The 24210-nt window shown below is 58.8% G+C and carries 19 protein-coding genes and 1 tRNA gene; 12 read left to right on the forward strand and 8 right to left on the reverse strand.

The genetic code is table 11. The features are described 5' to 3' along the window. Positions 1-8 precede the first annotated feature (8 nt). Positions 9-1034 carry a fatty acid desaturase gene (locus CHB75_RS09810; RefSeq protein ID WP_089270371.1) on the reverse strand — a complete coding sequence of 342 codons (1026 nt, stop codon included), beginning with the start codon at positions 1032-1034 and terminating at the stop codon, positions 9-11. A gap of 374 nt (positions 1035-1408) precedes the next feature. Here CHB75_RS09810 and hisS point away from each other — a divergent pair, with 374 nt between their 5' ends. The 3 genes from hisS to CHB75_RS09825 all read left to right on the forward strand — a co-directional run bounded on the left by hisS (position 1409) and on the right by CHB75_RS09825 (position 4350). Then, positions 1409-2734 (forward strand): histidine--tRNA ligase, encoded by a 1326-nt coding sequence (hisS, locus tag CHB75_RS09815; protein ID WP_089270372.1) that lies wholly within the window; start codon positions 1409-1411, stop codon positions 2732-2734. Positions 2735-2908: 174 nt separating this feature from the next. Continuing rightward, positions 2909-2983 (forward strand) — tRNA-His (locus CHB75_RS09820). Between the two features lie 662 nt (positions 2984-3645). Beyond that, entirely contained in the window at positions 3646-4350 is a 705-nt protein-coding gene (locus CHB75_RS09825) for a sugar transferase (RefSeq protein ID WP_089270373.1), read from the forward strand. Between the two features lie 65 nt (positions 4351-4415). Here the strand turns inward: CHB75_RS09825 and CHB75_RS09830 are convergent, their stop codons facing one another. After that, positions 4416-5159, reverse strand: coding sequence for a metallophosphoesterase (locus tag CHB75_RS09830; protein ID WP_089270374.1), 744 nt, complete (start codon positions 5157-5159; stop codon positions 4416-4418). A gap of 131 nt (positions 5160-5290) precedes the next feature. Between CHB75_RS09830 and CHB75_RS09835 the strand changes: the two genes are divergently transcribed. The 4 genes from CHB75_RS09835 (at position 5291) to CHB75_RS09850 (ending at position 9993) form a co-directional block, all read left to right on the forward strand. Then, positions 5291-7447: a YjbH domain-containing protein gene (locus tag CHB75_RS09835; RefSeq protein ID WP_245840862.1), complete on the forward strand. Its 2157-nt coding sequence runs from the start codon at positions 5291-5293 to the stop codon at positions 7445-7447. Next, a complete protein-coding gene (locus CHB75_RS09840) occupies positions 7444-8097 on the forward strand; it encodes a YjbF family lipoprotein (protein WP_176439104.1) in 654 nt (217 codons plus the stop codon). The genes CHB75_RS09835 and CHB75_RS09840 overlap by 4 nt, the downstream gene beginning before the upstream one ends. Positions 8098-8224: 127 nt before the next feature. Next, a complete protein-coding gene (locus tag CHB75_RS09845; RefSeq protein WP_089270376.1) occupies positions 8225-8494 on the forward strand; it encodes a hypothetical protein in 270 nt (89 codons plus the stop codon). A gap of 137 nt (positions 8495-8631) precedes the next feature. Beyond that, positions 8632-9993, forward strand: a complete 1362-nt coding sequence (locus CHB75_RS09850; RefSeq protein WP_176439105.1) for a polysaccharide biosynthesis/export family protein — start codon at positions 8632-8634, stop codon at positions 9991-9993. Here the strand turns inward: CHB75_RS09850 and CHB75_RS09855 are convergent, their stop codons facing one another. The 4 genes from CHB75_RS09855 to CHB75_RS09870 form a co-directional block, all read right to left on the reverse strand. Next, positions 9994-10644: an ATP-binding cassette domain-containing protein gene (locus tag CHB75_RS09855; RefSeq protein WP_089270377.1), complete on the reverse strand. Its 651-nt coding sequence runs from the start codon at positions 10642-10644 to the stop codon at positions 9994-9996. Beyond that, positions 10637-12280, reverse strand: a complete 1644-nt coding sequence (locus tag CHB75_RS09860) for an ABC transporter permease (RefSeq protein WP_245840872.1) — start codon at positions 12278-12280, stop codon at positions 10637-10639. The genes CHB75_RS09855 and CHB75_RS09860 overlap by 8 nt, the downstream gene beginning before the upstream one ends. A 91-nt stretch (positions 12281-12371) precedes the next feature. After that, positions 12372-13580: an ABC transporter substrate-binding protein gene (locus tag CHB75_RS09865; RefSeq protein ID WP_089270378.1), complete on the reverse strand. Its 1209-nt coding sequence runs from the start codon at positions 13578-13580 to the stop codon at positions 12372-12374. 12 nt (positions 13581-13592) lie between these two features. Further along, positions 13593-14201 carry a CDP-alcohol phosphatidyltransferase family protein gene (locus CHB75_RS09870; protein ID WP_089270379.1) on the reverse strand — a complete coding sequence of 203 codons (609 nt, stop codon included), beginning with the start codon at positions 14199-14201 and terminating at the stop codon, positions 13593-13595. A 273-nt stretch (positions 14202-14474) separates the two neighbouring features. Between CHB75_RS09870 and CHB75_RS09875 the strand changes: the two genes are divergently transcribed. Together CHB75_RS09875 and CHB75_RS09880 are read left to right on the forward strand one after the other, a co-directional pair. Continuing rightward, complete coding sequence (locus CHB75_RS09875; protein ID WP_089270380.1) at positions 14475-15686, forward strand: NAD(P)/FAD-dependent oxidoreductase; 1212 nt, start codon at positions 14475-14477, stop codon at positions 15684-15686. 95 nt (positions 15687-15781) lie between these two features. Then, on the forward strand, positions 15782-16132 hold the full coding sequence (locus CHB75_RS09880; protein ID WP_089270381.1) for a RidA family protein: 351 nt from the start codon (positions 15782-15784) through the stop codon (positions 16130-16132). 21 nt (positions 16133-16153) lie between these two features. Here the strand turns inward: CHB75_RS09880 and CHB75_RS09885 are convergent, their stop codons facing one another. Both CHB75_RS09885 and mdoH read right to left on the reverse strand, forming a co-directional pair. After that, on the reverse strand, positions 16154-17674 hold the full coding sequence (locus CHB75_RS09885; protein ID WP_245840864.1) for an OpgD/OpgG family glucan biosynthesis protein: 1521 nt from the start codon (positions 17672-17674) through the stop codon (positions 16154-16156). A 29-nt stretch (positions 17675-17703) separates the two neighbouring features. Next, entirely contained in the window at positions 17704-19362 is a 1659-nt protein-coding gene (gene mdoH / locus CHB75_RS09890) for a glucans biosynthesis glucosyltransferase MdoH (RefSeq protein ID WP_089270383.1), read from the reverse strand. Positions 19363-19709: 347 nt separating this feature from the next. Between mdoH and CHB75_RS09895 the strand changes: the two genes are divergently transcribed. The 3 genes from CHB75_RS09895 to CHB75_RS09905 all read left to right on the forward strand — a co-directional run bounded on the left by CHB75_RS09895 (position 19710) and on the right by CHB75_RS09905 (position 24201). After that, the gene (locus CHB75_RS09895) at positions 19710-20651 is read left to right on the forward strand and encodes a lysylphosphatidylglycerol synthase transmembrane domain-containing protein (RefSeq protein WP_089270384.1); all 942 of its coding nucleotides are present in this window, start codon (positions 19710-19712) and stop codon (positions 20649-20651) included. Between the two features lie 107 nt (positions 20652-20758). Continuing rightward, positions 20759-22792: an NADH:flavin oxidoreductase gene (locus CHB75_RS09900; RefSeq protein WP_089270385.1), complete on the forward strand. Its 2034-nt coding sequence runs from the start codon at positions 20759-20761 to the stop codon at positions 22790-22792. Between the two features lie 164 nt (positions 22793-22956). Further along, positions 22957-24201 carry an aromatic ring-hydroxylating oxygenase subunit alpha gene (locus CHB75_RS09905; RefSeq protein WP_089270386.1) on the forward strand — a complete coding sequence of 415 codons (1245 nt, stop codon included), beginning with the start codon at positions 22957-22959 and terminating at the stop codon, positions 24199-24201. Positions 24202-24210: the final 9 nt, after the last annotated feature.

The raw sequence follows: 24210 nt of genomic DNA on the forward strand, positions 1-24210 counted from the left end.
GCCGTGGGTCAGACGGCCAGCTTGCGGGCCGTGGCAAAGGACACCAGACGGCGGCTTTTTTCGTCCCACAGATCCAGGCTTGCGCATTTGAAGCTCTGCAGCAGAGTCATCCGGCTACACTCGACCAGTTCCTCGTGATCGCGCAGCACTTCGGTCAGGCGATAGAACGGGATGCGACTATAGAGGTGGTGGACGTGGTGAATACCGATATTCGCCGTGAACCAGGCCAGGATCGGCGGCAGGTCATAGTGCGAGCTGCCGTGCAGCGCTGCCTCGTGCAGCTGCCAGTCGGGGGCTTGTTCCCAATGGGTCGTTTCGAATTGGTGCTGGACGTAAAACAGCCAGACCCCGATGGAAGCCGCGATAAGAGTGGTCGGCAGGAACACGAGGAACAGCGCCTGCACGCCGCCGAAATAGATGATCAGAGTGACAACACAGGCGATTCCCAGATTGGTTCCCATCGCCGAGATCCAGTATTTCCGCCCTTGTGTCATCAGACCCAGAGGCAAACGGTTCTGAAGGAAGAACAGATAGGTCGGTCCAACGCCAAACATTACCAGGGGGTGCCGGTAGGCGCGGTAAAGGAATCGGCCAAAGGCAGTGCGCTGGTGGTATTCTTCGGTCGTGAGGGTCATCACATCGCCAATGCCCCGGTGATCAAGATCCCCGGCGTGGCTGTGATGGATGGAATGTGTTCGCCGCCAGACATCATATGGCGTCAGCGTAACAATCCCCAGCCCGCGCCCGATCCAGTCACTAAGAGTGCGGTTGCCAAAGAACGACCCATGTCCGCAATCGTGCTGGATGCAGAACAATCGTAGCAGAAAACATCCATTCAGCGCCGAGATCAGCAGCGCACCGATGTAGCTGAACTGTGCAACCCAGCAGGCAAGCACCCAAAGCGTCACAAAAGGTATCAGACTGACACCCAGCTCAAAGCTGCTGCGCAAAGTGTTCGGTTCACGGTACCGAGCGAGAATGCGCACCCAGTCGCTTGGGGCACGTGTCGAGTCGTCAATGGTGTGATGTATCATGGCCTGCTTCGTATTGTTTCCTGCATTCGGATACGCGAACCCCGTTGCATAGCAAGCAAAAACGGGTCGGCCGATCAAATCTGACGGTTAAATCCGCCCGAATCGAGTGTTTGTTACAGTGCTAACAGTGGAGGGCTTAAGAATGGCTAAAGAGTTCCACGGAGTTTGAAAGCGAGTTCGGTGGCTTTCAGAGACAAAGTTTCGCGCGAATGCGCCCTAGGGCTGTCTATCCATAGTGGCCAGAGGTGCCCGAACGCCAGCAGCATTTGCAGTTGTGGTCCAATGGGATTGCCCCTAAACCCAGTCTGTCAAAAAGCCGGGTCACCGGGTCCGCCACAGACCCCGCACGGCGATGGATCGAAGGGCACGACAAGATGGCAGGCGCCAAGACCAAGCTCAATTTCGCAATCAGCGGCTTTCCCGAATTTACCCCTGCTGTCCGTGATGTGGAACGGCAGTGGCTGGCCACGCTTGCCGAGGTATTTGAGAGCTATGGCTACGCAAATATCGAAACGCCTTCGGTCGAAACGGTGCAGACGCTCGCCTCCAAGGGTGAGGATGTAGACAAAGAGATCTATGCTCTGACCCGGCTTGCCGCTATCGGTGAAAACGCCAGCGCCAAACTGGCGCTGCACTATGACCTGACCGTTCCTACCGCCCGGTATGTGGCCAAGCAGCACGGCAACCTTACATTTCCATTCAAACGCTATCAGATGCAACGCTGCTGGCGTGGCGAGCGCCCGCAAGAGGGACGCTACCGCGAATTCACCCAATGCGACATCGACGTAATCGACGCCGACACCGTCTCGCTCTCTTATGATGCCGAGATGCTGGAAATGGCAGTTGTCGCGCTTACGCGTCTCAACGTCGGACCGGTCAAGTTCCAAGTCTCCAACCGCAAGATCATGGACGGCCTTGCCGCATGTCTGGGTTTGTCTGACGGCACCTTGCTTGCGCGCATCCTCGATAAGGTCGACAAACTGAGCACCGAACAACTATCCGAACGCCTATCGACCGAGCTGGGCCTTGATGCCACCGGCATCGACACTTGTATCCGGTTTTGCCAGATCAAAGGCGGCCCCGACGCAATATCCGACGGCATGGATGCGCTTGGCCTGTCGAACCCCGACGCCGACGCTGGACGCGATGCTCTCTGCACTCTGCTAGCCAAGGTCGAGAAGAGCCGACCCGACGGCTTCATCATTGACGGCGACCTCGCGATTTCGCGCGGCTTCGACTATTATACTGGCGTGGTTTATGAGGCACGATTCATAGACTTCCCAGGCTACCCGTCGATCTGTGCGGGCGGGCGGTACGAAAACCTCGTCGGGCAATTCATGAAACGCAAGCTGCCCGGTGTCGGCATTTCCATTGGTCTGACCCGGATTTTCACCAAGCTGTTGACTGAAGGCCTGCTGGAAACTGGGCGCAGCACACCGACCGAGGTTTTGGTGGCTGGCGACGCGTCGCTGACCGAAGTTGAGGCCGAGGCGCTGGCTGCGCAGATACGCGCAACGGGCACAAATGTCGAGATTCTGCCGGATGTGCCCCGACTGGACAAACAGCTAAAGTACGCCAACGACAAAGGCATTCCCTATGTCTGGATCGTCCGAGATGGCAAACATCAGCTCAAGGACATGACAACAGGCACCCAGAAGGACATCACAGTCTCAGATTTTGCCGCATCACGCCCCAATTAATGGACTTCGGCTAGGTCGGGGAATCTGAAGTTTTGGGGCCCCTTTCGTCAGTTTTCTGGTAAGACTCTGATACGTAATGCCTTTGTACTGAATTTACCAAACGGAATGACCGCGGAATTAAGCCAAAAGCCTATGGACAAGCAGCAAAGCATTCGCTAAATCCGGGCCACCGCGGCGACTGTAGCTCAGCGGTAGAGCTCTCGGTTGTGGTCCGAGCGGTCGCGGGTTCGAACCCCGTCAGTCGCCCCATTTTACGCATAGATCTGCGATGATGCATACTTTGCGTAATCAGAATGCTCCGTCCTGTTGATTTCGATTCTTAAGCTAAAAGAGAATCACCTTGCACATCATGACGTGTCAGATCGTCTTGGTGGTGGAAAGCGCGTTCCAGAGATCAGCCGCAAGGTAAAATACACCCATAGCGAGATCTCTTTAACGCCACCACAATTCTAAGTACGCATATAAATTCGGCGGCGCTGGCTGAACTGCATCATTTGCACAAAAAACGAACGCGTAAGAAAATTTCCGAACTTTTTAAAATTTGGTTAACGGCGAGTTCAACGGGACAACCCGAACCGGCGGCATCATAATATTAACTATTATTATCAAAAGGTTAACATTATTTGAGGGGATTTCCCTCTACAGTTTGACACAGAAATGTGGCCAAAACCTGACAGAATGCACAGTTGTTGTGCGGTGCGTAACGATTTATTAATATCTCATTATTGTTCACATCCCGACTCATGTTGGCTAGACGATATCCTTAATAAGCGGGCAAGAAATGCCCAGACCAAGAACACCTCTTTTGATCAGTAATTTTGCCACCAAACACGGCGAACGACAATTTTACCAAGCCCAAACTGAAGCGAACCCGAATAAATTCCTAGATTACCGAAGTTGGAGCTTCCGACATGAGCACGAAACAGTCGTATAATGGCAATTGGATAGGCGATATTCACGCCCCCGCCACGACAAGCGACCATGAAACCAACTCTCCCGTTGAAAGCATCTACGCCCGCCGCGGCAAGCGTGTTTTCGATGTTGTGCTAGCCATCCTTCTCTTGCCCGTCATTGCGCCCGTACTTCTTGTGCTCTGGCTACTGGTTCGACGCGACGGGGGCCCCGGTTTCTTTGGTCACCGCCGCATCGGCCGCAATGGCAAGGTATTTCCGTGCTGGAAGGTTCGGTCGATGGTGTTTGATGCAGAACGTAAATTGCGGGATTATCTGGCCGAGCATCCTGAGGCCGCCGACGAATGGAGCCGCGACCACAAGCTGAGCAACGACCCCCGGATCACCCCGCTGGGCAACTTCCTGCGCAAGAGCAGCCTCGACGAACTTCCTCAGATCTGGAACGTGATAAAGGGCGACATGAGCTTTGTCGGCCCCCGCCCCATCGTCCGCGAAGAGCTAAAGAAGTACGGGCCCTATAAGCGGATTTATGTCTCTATGGCGCCGGGAATTACCGGGCTATGGCAGGTCTCTGGACGCAACGATGTGAGCTATGATGAACGCGTCAACATGGATGTGGAATACGTTTCCTCCATATCACTGCGGACCGACGTAAAAATCATCCTCGCCACAGCCAACTCTGTCGTAAATCGGACCGGAAAATAGAAATACACTCGCAGAACGCTCTGAAATCAGAGCGTTCTGGAGGCCCCCTGTCCTGACGCGCAATGTCAGAAAAACCGAACCGAACCTTGCTCCACAAGTGCTGCTGTCAACCGCCCAGTGGCATAGGCTCCAGTGTCTAAGGCGATGCGTCCCTGCAGCGGCTGGGGACAATCAGTGATGGTATGGCCGTGGACCACCCAAATTCCGTCGCCCCGGGGAATTTTGGCAAAGTCCCGATGCCCCCACAACAACACCTTATCGTCTTGCTCTCCAATCGGCTGCGAAGGCTGTGCGGCGGCATGCACCACCGCAACGTTCCCGGTGCGCCAAATCAGCGGCAGTTCACGTAACCACTTTTCGGTCGGGCCAAGTGCTTCGCGAAACTTATCACGAATGGTGACCCAAGCTTCCTGGCCAGAATTCTGTGATACCGCAGCGATGCGATAGCTGGCCAGGGTCTGAAGGCCACCAGTCGCAAGCCAGCGCGGACCATGCCGTACGGGATCGTCGAGAAAATCCAGCAGCATGCGTTCATGGTTTCCCATCAGGCAGATGATTTCGCCCGGATGTTCCGATTGCATGGACTGCAGCAACTCCAGAACCTCCCGGCTCTGCTCCCCCCGGTCGACGTAATCCCCGACCAGGATCAGTTTCGCATCAGGATGTCCCGTCTCGCCCAGTTTATGCAACAGGCTCAGCAACAGGTCCAGACAGCCATGGACATCGCCCACCGCAAAAAAAGGTACCTCTGGCACCAACGGGGAATCGAATGTGGGCTTAGGGGCACATTTCCGGAAAAAAAATCGCATGAGGCTCAGTTATGCTGTTTATTATCTACATCCAAGTGATCATTATTCAATTGGGTGTGAAGATTTCTTGCTAACGCGATCACCCGCTCGGCAGACCCGAAGCATCCGAACTGCGTGCGCATAAGGTATTCATGAAGACTTTCTCACTGAAAAATTGTGTCGGCTACGCTGGTATCGCGATGGCCCTGAGTACAGGTGCCGCTGGCTTCGGGCGTGCACAGGATCAGCCGCAACACAAACCGTGGAGCCGCCCAACGCTTAACTTCATGGGCGTCCCGGGTATGATCGACATGCCCACGGGTCACGCAATGGCGGACGCGGACCTCGCCTTTTCCGTAGGTATCTTTAGCGGGACCGTGCGCAACTCCGCGTATTTCCAGATCACTCCGCGGCTCTCTGGCGTGTTTCGGTATAGCTACATACAAGATTTTTCCAGAGATTCAGAGGCATACTACGACCGCAGTTTCGACCTGCGCTATCTGCTTAACCCGGAAACTGACCTCCTTCCTGCAGTGACTGTCGGACTTCAAGACTTTGGCGGCACGGGCATCTACGCCGGCGAATATGTCGCGGCGACCAAGACCTTCGGGCGTCTCCGGGCGACCGGTGGTATCGGCTGGGGCCGGTTTGGCAGCTACAACGGGTTCAGCAACCCACTCGGCATTCTAGGCAACAGCCTAAAGTCCCGCCCCGAAGATTCCGGCGGCATTGGCCAGACTGGCCAGCTGGACACCGGTCAATGGTTCCGGGGCGACGCAGCACTTTTTGGCGGACTGCAATACCAGCTCAATGACCAGCTTGTCCTGACGGCGGAATATTCGTCGGATGCCTATGTGGCAGAGAGCGCGCGCGGGCTGATCGACCTCAATTCACCGATTAATATCGGTGCAAGCTACCGGTTCAGCAATGGTCTGGATCTGAGCGCGGCCTATCTTTACGGTTCCGAAGCTGCGGTGCGGCTGACCTACACCTTCAACCCGAAAAACCCGAACAAACGCCCCGGTGGCATAGAAGCCGCGCCACCCTTGGTCGCCATGCGAGCCGCAGGTGCATCCGCAGATCTGGGATGGACGCAGCAAGCCGACGGCGCAGAAATCCTGCGGGACAACGTTTCAGAGGTCTTTGCGAACAACGGTCTGCGACTGGATGCGCTTGCTGTCGATGCCCGATCGGTTCATGTGCGATTTCGCAACGAACAGTACAGCAATTCCGCCCAGGCCATCGGTCGCGCAACCCGTATCCTTACACAGCTAATGCCCGCCTCGGTCGAAACTTTCGTTCTGACACCGGTAACCAGCGACGGTATGCCAACATCTCGGATGACCCTGAAGCGCAGTGACATTGAGGAACTGGTTCATTCCCCTGACGGTGCTTGGCAGACCTTGGCCCGCGCCGACATCTCGGATGCCTATCCACCTGACGGAATCGCTCCGACCCGGCTGGCATTTCCCGATTTCACCTGGGGCTTCGGACCTTATCTTTCGGCTAGCTACTTCGACCCGCGACAGCCGATCCGATTGGACCTTGGGGTCGAGTTAAATGCCCGCTACGAACTTCAGCCCGGGCTGGTGTTTCAGGGCGGCATCCGTCACCGGCTGACGGGTAATCAGGACGAAGCGGATCCGTCGAATTCGGAAATCCGGCATGTCCGATCGGATTTCGGCATCTATGCACGCGAAGGCCAAACCGCTCTTTCCAGCCTGACAGCGGCGAAATATTTCCGCCCCGGCGAAGACCTCTATGGCCGTGTGACAGTCGGCTACCTTGAATCCATGTACGGCGGGGTGTCCGGAGAGCTTTTGTGGAAACCCGTGGCCAGCCGCTTGGCCTTTGGCGTCGAGGCAAACTACGCCCGTCAGCGAGACTTCGATCAGGACTTCGGCTTTCAGGACTACGAAGTGATGACCGGTCATCTTTCGACATACTATGACGCCGAAGGTGGCTTTATCTATCAGGTCGATGCAGGTCGCTATCTGGCAGGTGACTGGGGCGCAACTTTGTCGGCCAGTCGGGAATTCGACAACGGCATCCGAATCGGCGCTTTCGCCACCTTCACTGCCGTTTCCTTTGATGATTTCGGCGAAGGATCGTTTGATAAGGGCATCCAGTTCGAGATCCCACTGTCTGTTCTGACAGGAACCCTGACACAACGCAGTATCAGCCGCACACTTCGCCCTGTTCAACGTGATGGTGGAGCGCGTCTTGACGTGTCTGGACGACTCTACGAAGGCGTCCGCGATTTTCACCAGCCAAAACTGCAATCTGAATGGGGACGGTTCTGGAGATGAGGAAAATTTCGCTCGCCCTCTGTGTCGCTATGACACTTGCCTCATGCGGTTCGGATCCGAACATCCAGCAGGTTGGCATGGTGCGAAACGCCCTGCGCGGGCTTTTCTCACCGCCGCCAAAGGTAAATCTGCGTCAAACACTCACCCCTGAGGTTTTGGAAAATTTCAACCAGCCTTTGCTGCTGGTCGACCTCCCGGACCGGGGTCTTCAGGCCGGCGCGCTACTGGTGCAGCAGAATGGCTTGCGTCAGATATGGCAAACCCAGGATGGCGTGACCCTTACCTTGGAATCGGGGATTCTCACCGAAACCAGGGGGCTTGGTGGCGATTTGATGACCACTGACCTAGGGAGGATCGGCGCCGCCATACGCGGCGAAATCAACACATCTGCGCGCATTCATCGGTACCTGAACGGCGAGGATCATCTTGAGGCCAAAGCGTTCGTATGTACCTACGCGATCCGGCCCAACGTACCGGTCAGCACCCTGGCAGGCAATTTCAACACGTTACGAGTAACGGAGGACTGCGTCGGCCCCGAAATAACCTTCCAGAACCGTTATTGGCTGGATGGCCGCGGGCTGATGCGTAAAACACGTCAGTGGGTGGGTCCGAATGTGGGCTACGCGGACACAGAACTGGTTAAGGAATAGGGTGCAAAAACTTGCAACACGTCGACCTCAATATCTAAAATGCCCAGCATCTTTGAACAATAGGATTTGAAAAAAGCAAGTTCTTAGGTTAGAAGACAAAGGGAGTTTTTTAACAAGGAGACAAAATATGAAGACTGGTTTTATCGCCATCGTTGCGTCCGCCGCATTGCTTCTCGGTTCCGCTGTGAACGCGGAGCAGATTAAGCCCGTTCAAAAAGCTAACGGAATTGTTTCGTCGCAAGGTATCTCAGCTGCCTTTGGCCTTGGTGGACTCGGCGCTGGCGCGACTGCTGGCCTCATCGGCACGATCGTCGTCGTTGGTGGCGTTGCTGCATCTGGTGCCGTCGGCGGCTCAACAGGCAGCTCTGCATCGCAGACCCCGATCTTTATCCAGTAACTATCCCCTTTCACAGGGTGTGACATGAAAGCGAACCTTTAGCGGGGTTCGCTTTTTCTTTGTCGCGCAAGATGGCTCATCGTGCTTATCCTTGTTATACGCAAATTTGCAGACAATAACGAAGGACGCTGGGAAACATGATAAAAAACGCGCTGATTTCTCTGTTTCTGGCAGCGCTCGCCGGGTGCGGTGTAGCGTATAATTCGCCGTCGATAAATTCTTTTGCGCAGACAGATTCTAAGGTCCGCGTACTGCCCATCACGGCAGAATCGACACTTGTAGCCAACAGGTCCGCCTACAGCCCCAAAACCCTTCCGGCCGCCTTCTTCCAGACCGCTGGTACTGGTAGTGGACTACGCAGCGGCGGCGCTGTTCCAGATTCAGTCTTGGATCAGCGCATCAAGCCGCTTTCCATGGAAACCCGTCTGCCGCCCCCTGCTCCGGTGCAACCTTACCAGATCGGAATTGGCGATGTTATTCTGCTCGCCACCCCCCAGACCGGATCGACAGTCGAACAATTGACCGGACTTTTGGCCGCGTCCAATTCACGCCAAGGTTATACCGTACAAGATGACGGCTCCATCTCGATCCCCAATGTCGGGCGGGTCGTGGTTGCTGGCCTGACCCTTGAATCGGCCGAAGCGGAACTTTTCCAGCGTCTGGTCGAAAAACAGATCGACCCCACATTCAGCTTGGAAATTGCCGAATTCAACTCCAAGAAAGTATCGATTGGCGGCGCTGTGGCCAAACCAACCGTTGCTCCGATCTCACTGACCCCCCTCTACCTTGACGAGGCTCTTGCGGCGGCAGGCGGTATCACCGTGACGGATCAGGATTATGCCTCGGTCCGCATCTACCGCGACGGCAATCTGTATCAGATCCCGCTGACGGAGCTTTATTCCAACCGTGGCCTGCAACGCGTTCCCCTGATCGACGGTGACAGCGTTTTTGTCGACACGACCTATGAACTGGACCTCGCTCAGGCCTATTTCGCCGAACAGATCCAGATCGCGAATTTCCGCCAGCAGTCACGCATTTCGGCACTGAACGAGTTGAATGCCGAAGTCGCGATCCGCCGCGGCGCGTTGACTGAAACGCGTGATAATTTCATGACACAGATCGAGCTGGATTCGGCTGGCCGCGACTACGTCTATCTCGCTGGAGAAGTTGAAAAACAAAGCCGCTTTCCCCTGCCATTCGGGAACACCGCGTCGCTTGCCGATGCGCTTTACAGTCAGGGCGGTATTCCCACGATCACAGGGAATGTGAGCAAAATCTATGTACTACGCGGCTCGGCCGACCCAAGGGAATTTTCCGCACTGACGGCATGGCAGTTGGACGCGAGCAATGCCGCGAACCTGTTGCTGGCCACGCGGTTTGAACTGCGCCCCAATGATGTGATCTTTGTTGCAGAACAACCGATCACCCGCTGGAATCGCGTCATCAACCAGATCACTCCGACCATCATCAACACAACGGTTGCTGCCGCCGGAAACTGATCACGCGGAAAGGTTGGCCACTGTCAACCTTTCCACCGCACCACCTGCAGCCTCAGCATCCTCCTGATCGTGGGTCACCATCAGAACAGGCAGATGCATCCGCCGCGCGCGGTCAAAGACCAGCGCCCGTATCTGCCGCCGCAATGACACATCGAGCCCCGAGAACGCCTCGTCCAGCAGGAGTGCTCGCGGTTCCGACAGCAGCATTCGCATCAGGGCCACTCGCGCCTTTTGCCCCCCTGAGAGAGTCGCGGGATCGCGATCAGCGTAGCCCTCCAATTCGATATCCGACAAGGCAGACTCGATCCGCTGCCGCCGGTGAGCGCGTGTGCCGCCAGGGCGCAGACCAAAAGCCAAGTTTGCCCCGACCGACAGGTGCGGGAACAGCAGATCATCTTGAAAAAGAATGCCAATGCGACGTTTCGCGGGTGGCAGATCGGTGATGTCCGTAGCGCCGAGGCAGACCTTGCCAGAAGCCTCGAAATCCGGTGACAGCGTGCCAGCGACATAGGACAACAGCGTTGATTTCCCAACGCCCGACGGCCCCATGACGGTCAGCACTGTGCCTGGGGCGATTGTGTGATCAATGCTTACCAACGGCGCGCCCCTCCGACTGATTCGAACATTGTGCAAGATCAGACTGTCAGCCATGCAGAGACCTCCGGTTGCGCCAGACCACGGCGGGCACTGCCAGCGCCAGAATGAAGGGCCCCAGCACGGCCAGTGTCTGGGATACGCCGTAAACGCCAATTGCACGCCGGTCGCCGCCCGAGGCAAGCGCGACGGCCTCTGTCGTTAGGGTCGACACACGCCCCCCACCCACCAGCAGCGTCGGCAGATACTGTCCGACCGAGACCGCAAAGGCGACGGCCGCTGTGGTCAGGATGGGGCGCAGTAGCATCGGGAGGCGTACCCGCCACAGGACCCCGCGAGGCGAGGCTCCAAGCGCTGCCGCCACAGTGCTGTTGCGCCTGTCCCATGCGCGCCACGGATCGCCCAGCGACAAAAAGGCATAAGGCAGCACAAACACGAGATGGGCCAGGACCACGGCCCAGATCGCACGATCCGCGCCAAGGCTGAGCAGCAGGGTCTGCAGCCCTGGCAAAAAAGCGGTCTGCGGCACCAGCAGCGGCAGATAGATCAGCCAGAGACCGCGCTGGGTCAGGTTTTGCCCGCTGCGGAATTCGGATTCGAGGCACCCGATGACAAGGATCAGCGAAAGGCCCGTCGCCAGAACGGCAATCAGCACCGTGGTTCCGCCCGTTGACAGGATGCCCGGAAGGTGTCGCGCCCAGCTGCGCAAATCGAAACTCTGCGGCAGGGCCTCGGGGAAAGCCCAGTAGCCCGCAAAGGACCAAACCGCGAGCCCTGCCAGCCCAGCCAGCACGGCAAGGGCCGACATCGCCCCCAACGCCAGGCCAAGAGGCCGCAGAACAGGATCCAGCGCGCCCCGGCTTCCCCTTGCGATCCAGAGGACACCCAATCGTGCGACCACGGCTTCTCCGGCGCGCCACAGCGTCAACGCGGTCAGCACCAGCCCCCCCTGCAGCAGGGCAGCGGCAGCGGCGGTGAGGCGCTGGGACAGATCCGGATCGCTCATCCAGCGGACGACCTGCACCGACAGCGGCGCAGGGGTCGAAGGGCCGAGAATCATCGCCACGTCGACGACTGACATGGAATATGCCAGCACCACATAGACCGGCAGGCGGATCTGGGCATAGACCGGCGGAAAGACGGTCTTCAGCCAGCCAGTGATACGCCCATATCCCAGCGCCTGCGCCACCCGCATCCGACGACGTGCATCCGCCTGCCCCAGTGCGGCCAATGCCATGAGCAACAGGAACGGCACCTCTTTCGCGACCATCCCTGCAGTCAGGGTCAGACCCCATTCGTCCTGTAGTATCAGAACGTCCGGGGGCCTGACCCATCCGGTCAGGGGCGAAGCGATCCGCGACAGCCAGCCAGAGGGCGCGACAAGGAAGGCAAGACCAAAGGCCGCTGCGGCATGCGGCACCGACAACAGGGGCGACAACAAACGTTCGAGAACCCGAAAGGGACCCGTGTCATACCAGCCTGCCAACGTCAGCGTGACGACACCCAGCGACAACAAGGTCGCCAAGAGGCCGGTGCTGATTGACAGGCGCATGGCCACCGGCAGGCCGGGCCACTCGAATAGCTGTATAAATGGATCGAATGAGAGGGTCGAAAGCCCCGCCGCGGGGAGGTAGCCAAGCGATGGCATCAGCGTTCCCAGCAGCCCTGCACAGACCGGCCCGAGCATCGCCATTAGAGTCAGCGCCGGGATCAGCCCCACTGCTGAAAGCCGTCCAGACCCACCGTTTTTCCCGGCCCAAAGTGGGGCCAGCAGGCGCATCAGGTCATTGTCCGGCCCCATAGCGGCGAGTCCAGTCCTCGGTTACACGCGACATCCAGCTCGGATGTGGTTCGGGCTGGGCTGAACCCAGTTCGGCGGGGGTCAGCGTCGCAATGCCAAGCTCAAGAGCGTCAAAGGTTTCGCGTTCTTCCGGCGACAGCTTGTCCATCGACAGCACCGTGCCATAGCCAAGGATGGCCGGATCCTGCGCACGCGCCTGCGCTTCGGGCGACAGCAAGGTATTTGCAACGACCATCGCCCCGGCCTTGGAGCCCGAATTATACGGGATCGCCACGTAAGAGGCATTTCCCAGGGTGCCGTTTTCCAGAACGAAGGTGCGCACCGTGTCGCGCAACTGGTTGTTGGCGATGGCGGTCGACGCCTCGCCCGGGCTGAATGAAATGGCGAGGTCGATTTCGTTATCCGCCATCAGTTGCAATTGCGCAGGCCCGGTCGCCGGATAAGCCGACCCCGAACGCCACAGAACTGGCGTGAGGGCGTCAAGGTATTCCCACAAGGGGGCTGTGACAGCCGCATAATCTGCCTCATCAGCCGACCCTGACAGGACATCGCTGTTATCCGTCAGCTCGATCAGCGTCTGCTTGAGGAAGGTAGAGCCAAGGAAGTCCGGTGGCTGCGGATAGGTAAACCGACCGGGATTGGCTTGGGCCCATTTCAGGATTGCCTCTGCAGAGGGCTGCGGCTCCATGTCCGCCGTGTCGTACATGTAGACAACCTGAGCCATCGCCCAGGGAGATTCGTATCCTTCGGTCGGGACAGTGAAATCCGACTGGACGGTTTTGCCCTCGGTATCCACATACTGCCAGTTCGGAAGCTGTTCGGCGAAAGGGCCAAACAGAAGATCCGCCTCCTTCATCGCGGCGAAATTCGGGCCGTTTATCCAGATCATGTCGACCGCGCTGTCATCGTCACGACCGGCCTGTTTTTCATTCAACACCCGGGTCACGGCATCGGCTGTGTCAGAGAGCTTCACATGCTCTAGCGTCACACCCTGCTTGGCCGCCTGCTCGCCAATCCAGGCAATAAAGTCATTGGTCGCAGTCGACCCGCCCCAAGCGTGCCAATAGACGGTCTGGCCCTGCGCCTGCTCCAACACCGAATCCCAATCAGATGGGTCAAGACCGTCAGAGAGTGCAGGCAGTGGCGCCGTGAGGGCAGCCAGCAGGGGAAGGGCGGTGGATAGGCGGGGCATGTTGTCTCCGGTTCAGTCTTTGAAAATCTGGCGTGCGGCCAGAATGCGTAGAGTTGCGGTGGCGTAGCAAAGTGCGCCAAAAATCCAGGCGAGCGGTGCGAAATATACCGGCAGAAGGCAGAGGAGCACGAAGAAACCGATGGTTTCGGCCCCCTCAAGCAGACCGTTTGAGAAGTAGAGCGACTTGGAACCTTGGGCCGAAGTTTCCATCCCGCGCTTTTCAGCAAGAATGGCATAGCCCAGGAAGGTGGTGCCGTTGAAATAGAAGGATGCCAGTAGAAAGGCCCCTGCCATGCCATTGGTGGTCGGGTCCAACAGAACAAAGGCCAGCGGCACAGCCCCGTAAAACAGAAAATCAGAGGCGATGTCGAGGTATCCGCCAAAGTCGGTCGCGTGGCTGGCGCGGGCGACAGCGCCATCCAATCCGTCGGCCAGGCGCGACAGCAGAAGCGGAACCAGGGCGATCAGTGGTGCCCCGGACCAGATCATCGCCGCCGCCATCAGCCCCAGACCCAACCCCAGAAGGGTGACCTGATTGGCCGTGACGCCAAATGCCGCAACACGACAGCCGACCGCGTTCAGCGGCGGATCGATCAGCTTGCGGGCGGCGGCGTCGAACATGGACGGTTCCTGTAGGGTGACCTGTATAAAGCCATGCCGATCCCCGGCAAGCAATGCCTTGACGGGAATGTGAAAATCCCTACGTGAATTGACGGACAAAGGACCGGTTTGCATCCGCCACAAAAAGCCGCTTTGGTGACGTCAGGATCGTCCGGCCATCCTGCTGCCCGTCCTGAATTTGATACCGCCGAAGGAGCTTGCGCCGATGACGTTCCGAAACCCGTTCCTGCCAGACGTCGCCCTAACAGGGCGCCCCTGCCTACAGGGGATGGCATGAGCGATGTTCTTATCCTCGGTGCCGGGATGGCCGGTCTGGGCGCCGCGCTGGCATTGCAGGCGCGCGGGTTGAACTGTGTGATCCTTGACCGTGGCGCGCCCGGGCAAGAGACGAGCTATGGCAATGCCGGAATCCTTCAGTCAGAGGCATCCGAGCCTTATGCGCTGCCGCGTTCGCCCATCAGTCTGCTGCAACTTGCACTAGGTCAGGGAAATGCCGTCGCGCTGGATCCTCTGGCGCTGCCCGGTCAGGCGGGAGCATTGTTGCGCTATTGGATGGCGTCCAGACCCAGCCAACATGCAAAGGCGACTCAGCTGTACCACCAGCTGATTTCCGAGGCCATTCCTGCCCATGCACCGCTGATCACTGCCGCCGGGGCGGACAATATCATCCAGCGCGACGGATATTGGGAAGTGTACCGCACAGAAAGCGCCTTCTATGCGGCGGAAACGAATGCGCGCAGGGTGGCGCGGCTTTACGGTCACGCGAATACGATTTTCTCGGGAGAGGACCTTCACCGGGCGGAACCCGGGCTCAGGGGGCGGTTAGCGGGCGCAGTTTTGTGGTCGGGTCCGTGGCGCGCAAGCGATCCGGGCGGGCTGGTGCAGGCTTATGCCGCGTTGTTCGAACAGCGCGGCGGGCGCATCATGGTTGGCGACGCCACCACGCTTGAGCAGCGCGGCGCCGGGTGGCGCGCGGCAGGGATCGAGGCCGCGCAGGTCGTTGTCGCACTTGGCCCCTGGTCCCCCGAACTGCTGCGCCCTTTTGGCTACCATGTTCCGATGGTGGCCAAGCGCGGCTATCATCTGCACTTCGACGGTGCGCACGGGCTGAACCGTTCGGTTGTTGACGCAGAGCGCAACATTGTCCTGTCCCCCATGAAGCTGGGCCTGCGCCTTGCCACCGGGGCGGAACTGTCGCGCCGGGCTGTCGACCATCCGCGCCAGCTGCTGCACGGAGAGCGCGCGGCACGTGAACTGCTGGAAATCGGGAATGCAGTCGAACAAAAAGCCTGGTCCGGTACACGCCCCTGCCTGCCGGGAATGCTGCCGCTGGTCACCCAGGCGCCGCGTCACAAGGGGCTTTGGCTGCATTTTGGGCACGGACATCAGGGTTTTACCCTTGGCCCAGCAACCGGAGAAAGGCTCGCCCGCGCGATGACCGGCGAACCAGAGGCGATTGCAGGGCTGGATCAGGGCATAAGTTGATCTCTGAGCGTCACCGCAAAGCAGACTGGAAAAGGGATGGGTTTCCGGCGCGCAGTGGCGTAACCCGGAAAGAGACACATCATCAGGAGCAAGACATGAGCCAGATCACCCGCCACCACACCGGTGCCCGCATGAGTCAGATCGTCGAACACGGCGACACCATTTATCTTGCCGGTCAGGTCGGAAACCCAGGCGAAGATGTGAACGCGCAGACGCAAACCTGCCTAGCCAAGATCGACGCGCTGCTGGCAGAGGTCGGAGCAGACAAGACGCGCCTGCTGCAGGTCACAATCTGGCTTGCTGATATGTCGGATTTCGCAGCGATGAATTCTGTCTGGGATGCCTGGGTTGCAGCCGGCCACACCCCCGCCCGGGCCTGCGGCGAAGCAAAGCTCGCCACGCCGGACTACCTTGTCGAATTCCTCGTGACGGCAGCCAAGGCCTGAGACCCGCGCGGCGGTGTCGTTTTAGACACCGCCATCCCGCGCCCGGGTCCAGCGATGAAGCCAGACCGGCGCCAGAGACTGATTTTCCGCACCGCGCATCACCAGACGCAGATTCGTGAGGTCAGCATTACCCGGCCGCAGCTTGAATGCGACACGGGTTCGGCTGGCTTGTGTGCCATCTTCGGATGACGCCGCCGGGGGAAGTGCCAGAACTACCGGATCTGTGAATTCTGCGCCGTCTGTGGCTGTGAGTTCGGGCCATGCATTTTCCGGAAGACCTTCAAAATCCACCACGTATTGCAAAGCCTCCTGCTCGATCGGGTCGATGCCGCTCCGGGCCTGAAGGATCTTCGCGCCCTCGGTAGACGCCGGGGCGAGCGTCCAGACAAGATCATAGTCGAACCGATGCTCGGAGCCTTTTTCGAGCGGCTGTTCCGGCCGCCAGAAGGCAACGATATTGTCCATGAATTCGTTTGCTGTCGGTATTTCGATCAGCGTCACGGCACCCTTGCCCCAGTCGCCACGAGGTTGAACCATGGCCGAGGGCCGGTGGTTGTAATGGGCCTCTGTGTCCTGAAAGGCGGCAAAACTCCGGTCGGACTGGTAAAGGCCGAAACTACGTGGATTGGTGTCGGAAAAGGCCGAAGCCTGAATTCTGGCGGGGTTCGAGATCGGTCGCCAAAGCATCTCGCCCGCGCCATTTTTGATCACCAGAACGTCGCTGTCATGTACAGCCGGTCGGAAATCGTCACCGACCGAAGACCGCAGCGGCCCCTTGAAATACATGGTGGTGAGCGGCGCGATGCCGATCGTGCTGATCGTTTCGCGCGGGAAGACCGTGACCGAAATCTCCTGACGTGTGTCATCGCCCGGTGTGATGGTCATGTCGATATGCGCGGTCAGCGATGGGCTGTCGATTAGCCCCTCTATGCGTTCGCTTGTGTCGCCCGGCTGATGCAGGCGCAGATGGACAATATCGGGGAATTCTTCCGGACCCTGATCTCCGCTTCCCAGCGCAATGGTGCGCGCGGAAAGGCCATAGACCATGTCACGGCCGATGGCGCGGAAATAACTGGCACCCTGCATCACGAGGAACTCGTCCATATGCTCTGGGTCATTCAACGGGGTGCGCAATCGCAGACCTGTAAATCCGGCACCCGGTGCCTTGGCGGGGATCTCATCGAAATAGCGCAGATCGAAAGAGAAAAGATCCGCCGCGAAATCGTAGGGTACAATCCCGGTGTCGGTGATCCGGTCAATGATCACAGGAGTCTGAAAGTACAGACCGGGGGGTAACAGATCCACGGCAAAGCTGTCGTCCAGGTCAAGCATGGCAGCGCGTCCCGGCAGCGGTCGGATGCCGCGATAGGCGTCGTAATCCAGACCCGCAAAGGGCGGCGGAAGCTCACGGTTCGGCGCATTGTAGGGTTCTGACGCAAGCTTGCGCGCCCGGTCCAGCAGGCCGTCGCCGGGACGGTCAGGAGTGCGTGCAAAACCGCCACGCGTGCCCATCAGGGTCGCTGCGGCAGTGGCTGTGGTCAAGAAGCTGCGTCTGTGCATTGTTTTACCGGTCAAATGTGGACGTCGTGTTGACGATCAAGGTAGGGCACAAGAATTGGTGCCGCCAGTAGTGGCGCGGCCACAGGAAGCATAAACAGCAACGCATCCGGGTTCACAACCGCTACCAAAGCGACAAGCGCAATGCCGCCTGCGGCTTCCAGCATGCCAGAGGGCAGATTCACACGGCGGCCTGTGGTGCTTTTCCAGCCGCAATCGTGCCCTGTCAGAACCGATCCGACTGCCAGCACGTGACGGATCATCACAATTGGTGCCAGCAGTGACGACATCACCAGTTCGGCGGTCGCAGCCCGCAACATGATCTTGCGGGCGCGCGGGCTATTCGTGGAGCCCAAGTTGCGCAACAGACCACAAACCTTTGGCATAAGGAGCAGGGTGACCACCGCCAGCAGCGGCCAAATGCTTGCAGCTGGCACCAACCCGGCAGAAAGCAGAATGACCAGCGCCAACCAGATTGGCCCGGCAGCATAGCCCATTATGCCCACCGCCATGTGCATGCGGCTGATCGGGTGCAGACCAGCCATGCCGATGATGCGGCTGTGTTGCAGGTTGCCCTGGCACCAGCGGCGGTCACGCTTGTGAAACTCGGCCAGGGTCTGTGGACCGTCTTCGGCGCTGGCGCGGGTCTCAGCATCGATTTCGATCTTCCAACCGGCGCGGCGCATCAAGGCAGCCTCGACAAAGTCATGGCTGAGGATATCACCACCAAAGGGCGCCGAACCGCTGAGTTTCGGCAGATGACCCGCCTCGCGAAAGGCTTTGACGCGGATCAGGGCGTTATGCCCCCAATAATTGCCGGCATCTCCAGTCCAGAGCGCAAAACCGGTCAGAAAAGTCGGTCCCATCAGGCGCGCAGACAGGCGCTGCAGCTTGCCAAAACGCGATTTTGCCGGGACCAGACGCATTCCAGCCTGCAATAGGCCGGTCTGCGGCGAACGTTCCATGCGTTCAACCATTGTCGCAATGCGCGAAGCACCCATGCGGCTGTCGGCATCCAGAGTCATCATGTAGTCGAAACGGTTGCCGTGGCTGTGCAACCAGTCCGAGATATTGCCGGGTTTACGCCCCGTATTTTCGGTACGGCGGCGGTAGACGATTTGGCCCGCGTCAATCAACGGAGCCAGCGTCTCCTCTTCCAGCGCGATCCTGTCGGGATCGCGTGTGTCAGACAGCACGAACAGTGTCGTGGTGTGGTTGATGCCTTGCCGTTCCAGATCCATCGCAAGTTCGGACAACATGCGGGCAGGACCACTCGGCTCTTCTCCGCACATGGTTAGCAAGACGGCTGTACGGCCGATCGGCTGCCAGCCAGGCAGCGGGCGAACGGTCGCCATTGGTGAGGCCAGTAGCCCAATCAGCGCAGTGGTAGCTCCCAGCGAAAGCGTGGCCGCAGTCAGCGTCAACAGGGCAAGTGCCGTGCCGCTGGCCAGTGTCCATTCATCGATCGCTGCCGCAAAGCCTGCAGCGATCATCATCGTAAGGGTAAGCGTCATTGCCGCCTGGAGCCAAGCCAGCCAGTATGAATCGCCTGCCTGTGAAAGCGTCGGAGCGTTCAGAACCGGGCGCGCGAGAAAGCGTCGCAGCGGGGCCGGTCGCAGCACGGCCCGTACGGGGGCAGCGGCGATCTGGCCTGGGAGTACATGGATTGACATGGTTAACCTTCGTGAATTCGGAGACTGAGTCTGTTGCTCCTCAAACGCTCCAATTGCTGCTTGGTTGCGCCGCCGCAATGGGCTTCAGAAATATTTCGAAGCAATGCGCCGATCCGGCCTGCTTCCTTAAGCGGAATTCCGCCATATGACTGAAATCGCGTAAAAAAACACCCAATTTCGAAGGAACAATTTGGCGAGTTTCTGCGCGTGCATAGTGCGTACTGCTTGCGAGCGTTCGCCTGCTGTGGTCTTGCGACGTCACGCACCACGAAACAGGCGCTGGAAATGATGAAACGAGGCCGCAAAAGGGCCGCATTGACCAACGGCACCGCGATTCGGAGACCGGCATGAGCCGAAGGTTCCCTTGGTCGGGCAAGCTCAGCCTGCGGATTTTTCAGGCGTTGGTGAGCATTGCACTGCTGGCTGTCTTATGGCGCGCGGTTGGCGGCAGCGATGCGCTTAACAGTCTTGCCGGTGCCGATCCGTTCTGGCTTGCCCTCGCATTTCTGATGCTGACGCTTCAAACGGTTCTGTCTGCGCTAAGGTGGAAATTGACCGCCAAAGGCCTCGGCCAACGGTTTACCACCACGCATGCGATACGGGAATACTACCTCGCTCAATTCATCAACCAGTCGCTGCCCGGCGGCATGGTCGGCGATGCGGGTCGAGCTGTTCGGGCACGACATCAGGCGGGACTAATGCGCGCCACGCAAGGCGTGGTGTTCGAGAGGCTATCGGGACAGGTGGTGGTGTTTTCGGTCATGGCCGTGACCTTTGCTGTGACAACGCTATCCCCCGGAGGGCTGCACTGGCCGATATGGGTTCGCTCATTCATGGTGCCGCTGATCCTCATCGGGTTGGGCGCGCCGGCGGTGTTCTGGCTAGGCGGGCTTCTGCCTGGGCCCCAGCGCCGCGCTCTCGACAGCCTTTGGGACGCCCTTCACACATCCCTTTTGGCGCCAAAGATCCTGAGGTGGCAGGTGGTTCTTGGGCTTGGAACGACCGCCTGCACGCTGTCGGCCTTTGCGTTCTGTGCGCTGGCGACCGGAACGGGACTTTCTCTGGTCGCGGTACTGGGGGTCGTACCTCTGATAGTATTTACCATGCTGATCCCCATTTCCATTTCAGGCTGGGGCCTGCGCGAAGGCGCGGCCGCCGCCCTGTTTCCTGTAGTCGGGGCTAGCGCGACGGAAGGTCTGGCCGCCAGTATTGCCTTCGGACTGGTGTTCATCGCCGTCGTTCTACCTGGAATTCTTCCCCTCCTCAAAGGCCGTCGGGTTCAGAAGTGAAAACACGTATGTCGTAAAAAACGACACTTATGACGTTTTTAAATTGGACTCACCGCCCGATTTGGTGGCAGGCTACGGTTATGCCCACCAGCCAGCGGAGCCGAGCCATGTCCAGGGACCCCCTTCTTCAACCGTATCAATTGGGTCATCTGACCCTGAAAAACCGGATCATGACCACCAGTCATGAACCCGCCTATCCCGAAGATGGCATGCCAAAGGACCGCTATCGTGCCTATCACGCGGCGCGCGCCAAGGCCGGTGTTGCCCTGACCATGACCGCCGGGTCGGCGGCGGTGTCGCGCAACTCTCCTCCGGTGTTCAACAACGTGCTGGCCTACAAGGACGAGGTGGTGCCGTGGATGAAGGCACTTGCAGACGAATGCCACGGCCATGGTTGCGCGGTCATGATCCAGCTAAGTCACCTGGGGCGACGTACCCAGTGGAACAAGGGCGACTGGCTGCCCGTCGTCTCGCCCGGTCCATTCCGCGAACCGGCGCACAGGGCCTTTCCCAAGGTGATCGAAGACTGGGAAATCGACCGCATCATCCAGGACTACGCCGATGCGGCGGAACGAATGCATGCCGCCGGACTCGATGGGGTCGAATTCGAATGTTACGGCCATCTGATGGATCAGTTCATGTCGCCGCTGACCAATGCGCTGGACGCGCCTTGGGGGGGATCGCTGGAAAACCGCGCGAGATTCGCGCTCGAGGTGTACCGCGCCTGCCGCAAGCGGGTCGGCGATGGGTTCTTGCTGGGCATGCGTTATTCCGCAGATGACACCGCGCCGGGTGGGATCGATACTGAAGAGGGCATCGCCATCGGGCATATGTTCAAATCCGCTGGCGTCGATTTCCTGAATGTCATTCGCGGGCAGATCCACACCGATCCGGCGATGACCGACGTGATTCCGATACAAGGCATGAAATCCGCACCGCACCTGGATTTCGCAGGCCGCATCCGGGCAGAGGTCGGCCTGCCCACCTTCCATGCCGCGCGGATTCCCGATGTGGCAACGGCACGCCACGCGATCGCGAGCGGCCAGTTGGACATGGTGGGGATGACCCGCGCCCACATGGCCGACCCGCAGGTGGTGCAGAAAATCATGGAAGGACGCGAGGAAGACATTCGCCCCTGCGTCGGCGCGACTTATTGTCTGGACAGGATTTATCAGGCTGGGGATGCTCTTTGCATTCACAACGCCGCCACAGGGCGCGAACTGTCGATGCCGCATGACATTCCGGCGGCAACCGTGCGCAAGAACGTCGTAATCGTCGGTGCAGGTCCTGCGGGCCTCGAGGCGGCGAGGGTCGCAGCAGAGCGCGGCCACGACGTGACCGTATTCGAGGCGGCAGGCGATCCCGGCGGGCAGATCCGTCTGACCGCGCAAAGTCCCCGCCGCAAAGAGATGATCGGCATCATTGACTGGCGCATGGCGCAATGCGCGGCGCGTGACGTGACCTTTCACTTCAACACCTTTGCCGAAATGTCCGACGTGACGGCGCTGAACCCCGATGTGGTGATCATCGCCACAGGGGGGCTGCCAAATACGGATGTGCTGGAGGCGGGCAACGATCTGGTCGTTTCGACCTGGGATATCATTTCGGGCGACGTGAAGCCCGGGCAATCGGTGCTGATGTACGATGATGCCGGGGACCACGCAGCACTACAAGCGGCAGAGATCGTTGCAAAGGCGGGTGGGCATGTAGAGATCATGACTCCGGACCGCAGCTTTGCCCCGGATGTCATGGCGATGAATCTGGTACCCTATATGCGCAGCCTTCAGGACAAGGATGTAAGGTTCACCGTTACCTATCGCTTGATGGCGGTCGAGAAGGGCGGGAACCGGCTGCGCGCTGTAATCGGCACGGATTATTCGGCGCACCGGGAAGAGCGGCATTTCGATCAGGTCGTGGTCAACCACGGGACTTTGCCGCTGGATGATTTGTATTTCGAACTGAAGCCGATGTCGACGAACCTTGGCGCGGTGGATCAGGATGCGTTGATCGCAGGCCGCCCGCAAACGGATGTGCGCAACGCTGAGGGCATCTTCCAGCTTTTCCGGATTGGCGATGCGGTATCGGCGCGAAACACCCATGCCGCGATTTACGATGCATTGCGGCTGATGAAGGATGTTTAACCGACCGCGCCGGGCGCGTCAGCAGCCCCCGACCGCACCCCAAAATCCACTATGTCCATTCCGACCTATAAAATACCGCAAATGAACCAACCGATCGGGGACAAATCCCGCAAAGATCAAACAGACCTACCCTGATTCCCACCCCGCCAACGCAGGACTCCCCCATGCTCAGAGACGCCGATGTTCTCTCTCTTCTCCTGTCCCGTCAGCCAGGCTATTCTCTGGAACAGCCCTTCTACCTTGATCCCGGTCTATATGATTCAGACCTGCGCCACATTTGGTACAAGGACTGGCTTATGACAGCCGTCAGCGCCGAACTGCCGAAAACCGGCAGCTATGTCACAAGGCAGATCGGCGACTACTCGATCATTGTCGTGCGTGGCGCAGATGGCATCGTGCGATCATTCCACAACTCCTGCCGCCACAGGGGCAGCCGGATCTGTTCTGCCGCAAAAGGCAACAGCCCCAAGCTGACCTGCCCCTATCACCAGTGGACCTACGAACTTGACGGCCGACTGCTTTATGCGCGCGAGATGGGGCCGGATTTCATAGCCGCTGATTTCGGCCTGAAACCCGTGCATTGCGAAGAGGTCGCAGGCCTCATCATGATCTGCCTCGCCGAGGAAGCACCAGATTTCGCGCCCCTTCGTGCACAGGCTGAAAAATACGTCGGTCCGCATGGCCTAAAGGACTGCAAAGTCGCGTTCGAGAGCACCATCGTCGAAAACGGCAACTGGAAACTGGTGATGGAGAACAACCGCGAGTGTTACCACTGCGCCGGTTCACACCCTTCGCTTTGCCGTACCTTCCCCGAAGATCCCAATCTGTTCGGCGGCGCTGACGGCAAGGGGTCACCACCACTGGAAAACCACATCTCCAAATGCGAGGCTGCGGGGCTGCCATCGAAATTCGTCATGGCGGATGACGAACAGTGGCGGTTCATCCGCATCCCGTTCCTTGGAAATGCTTCAAGCTACACGATGGACGGCAAACCGGCCGTCACCAAACGCGTCGGGAACGTACCGTTTGATGAGGCGGGCAGCTGCCTGCTCTATCACTTTCCCAATAACTGGAACCACTTCCTCAGCGATCAGGGCCTCATTTTTCGCATAAACCCGATATCCCCCACCGAAACCGAAGTGACGACAATCTGGCTGGTGAACAAGGACGCGGTTGAAGGTGTGGACTATGATCTGGAGCGTCTGACCGAGGTCTGGGTGGCAACCAACTCCGAGGACCGCGCCATCGTCGAGGAAAACCAGCGCGGCATCCGTTCGCCCGCCTACGTCCCCGGCCCCTATTCGCCAGTTCAGGAAAGCGGCGTGGTGCAGTTCGTCGACTGGTATGCCCGCACGCTTCAGCACCGTCTGACCGGGCGCGGCAAGCGCGGCCTGATAGCGGCGGAGTGAACACATGAT

Origin of the sequence: Puniceibacterium sediminis (assembly GCF_900188035.1) — a bacterium.
GTDB lineage: Bacteria > Pseudomonadota > Alphaproteobacteria > Rhodobacterales > Rhodobacteraceae > Puniceibacterium > Puniceibacterium sediminis.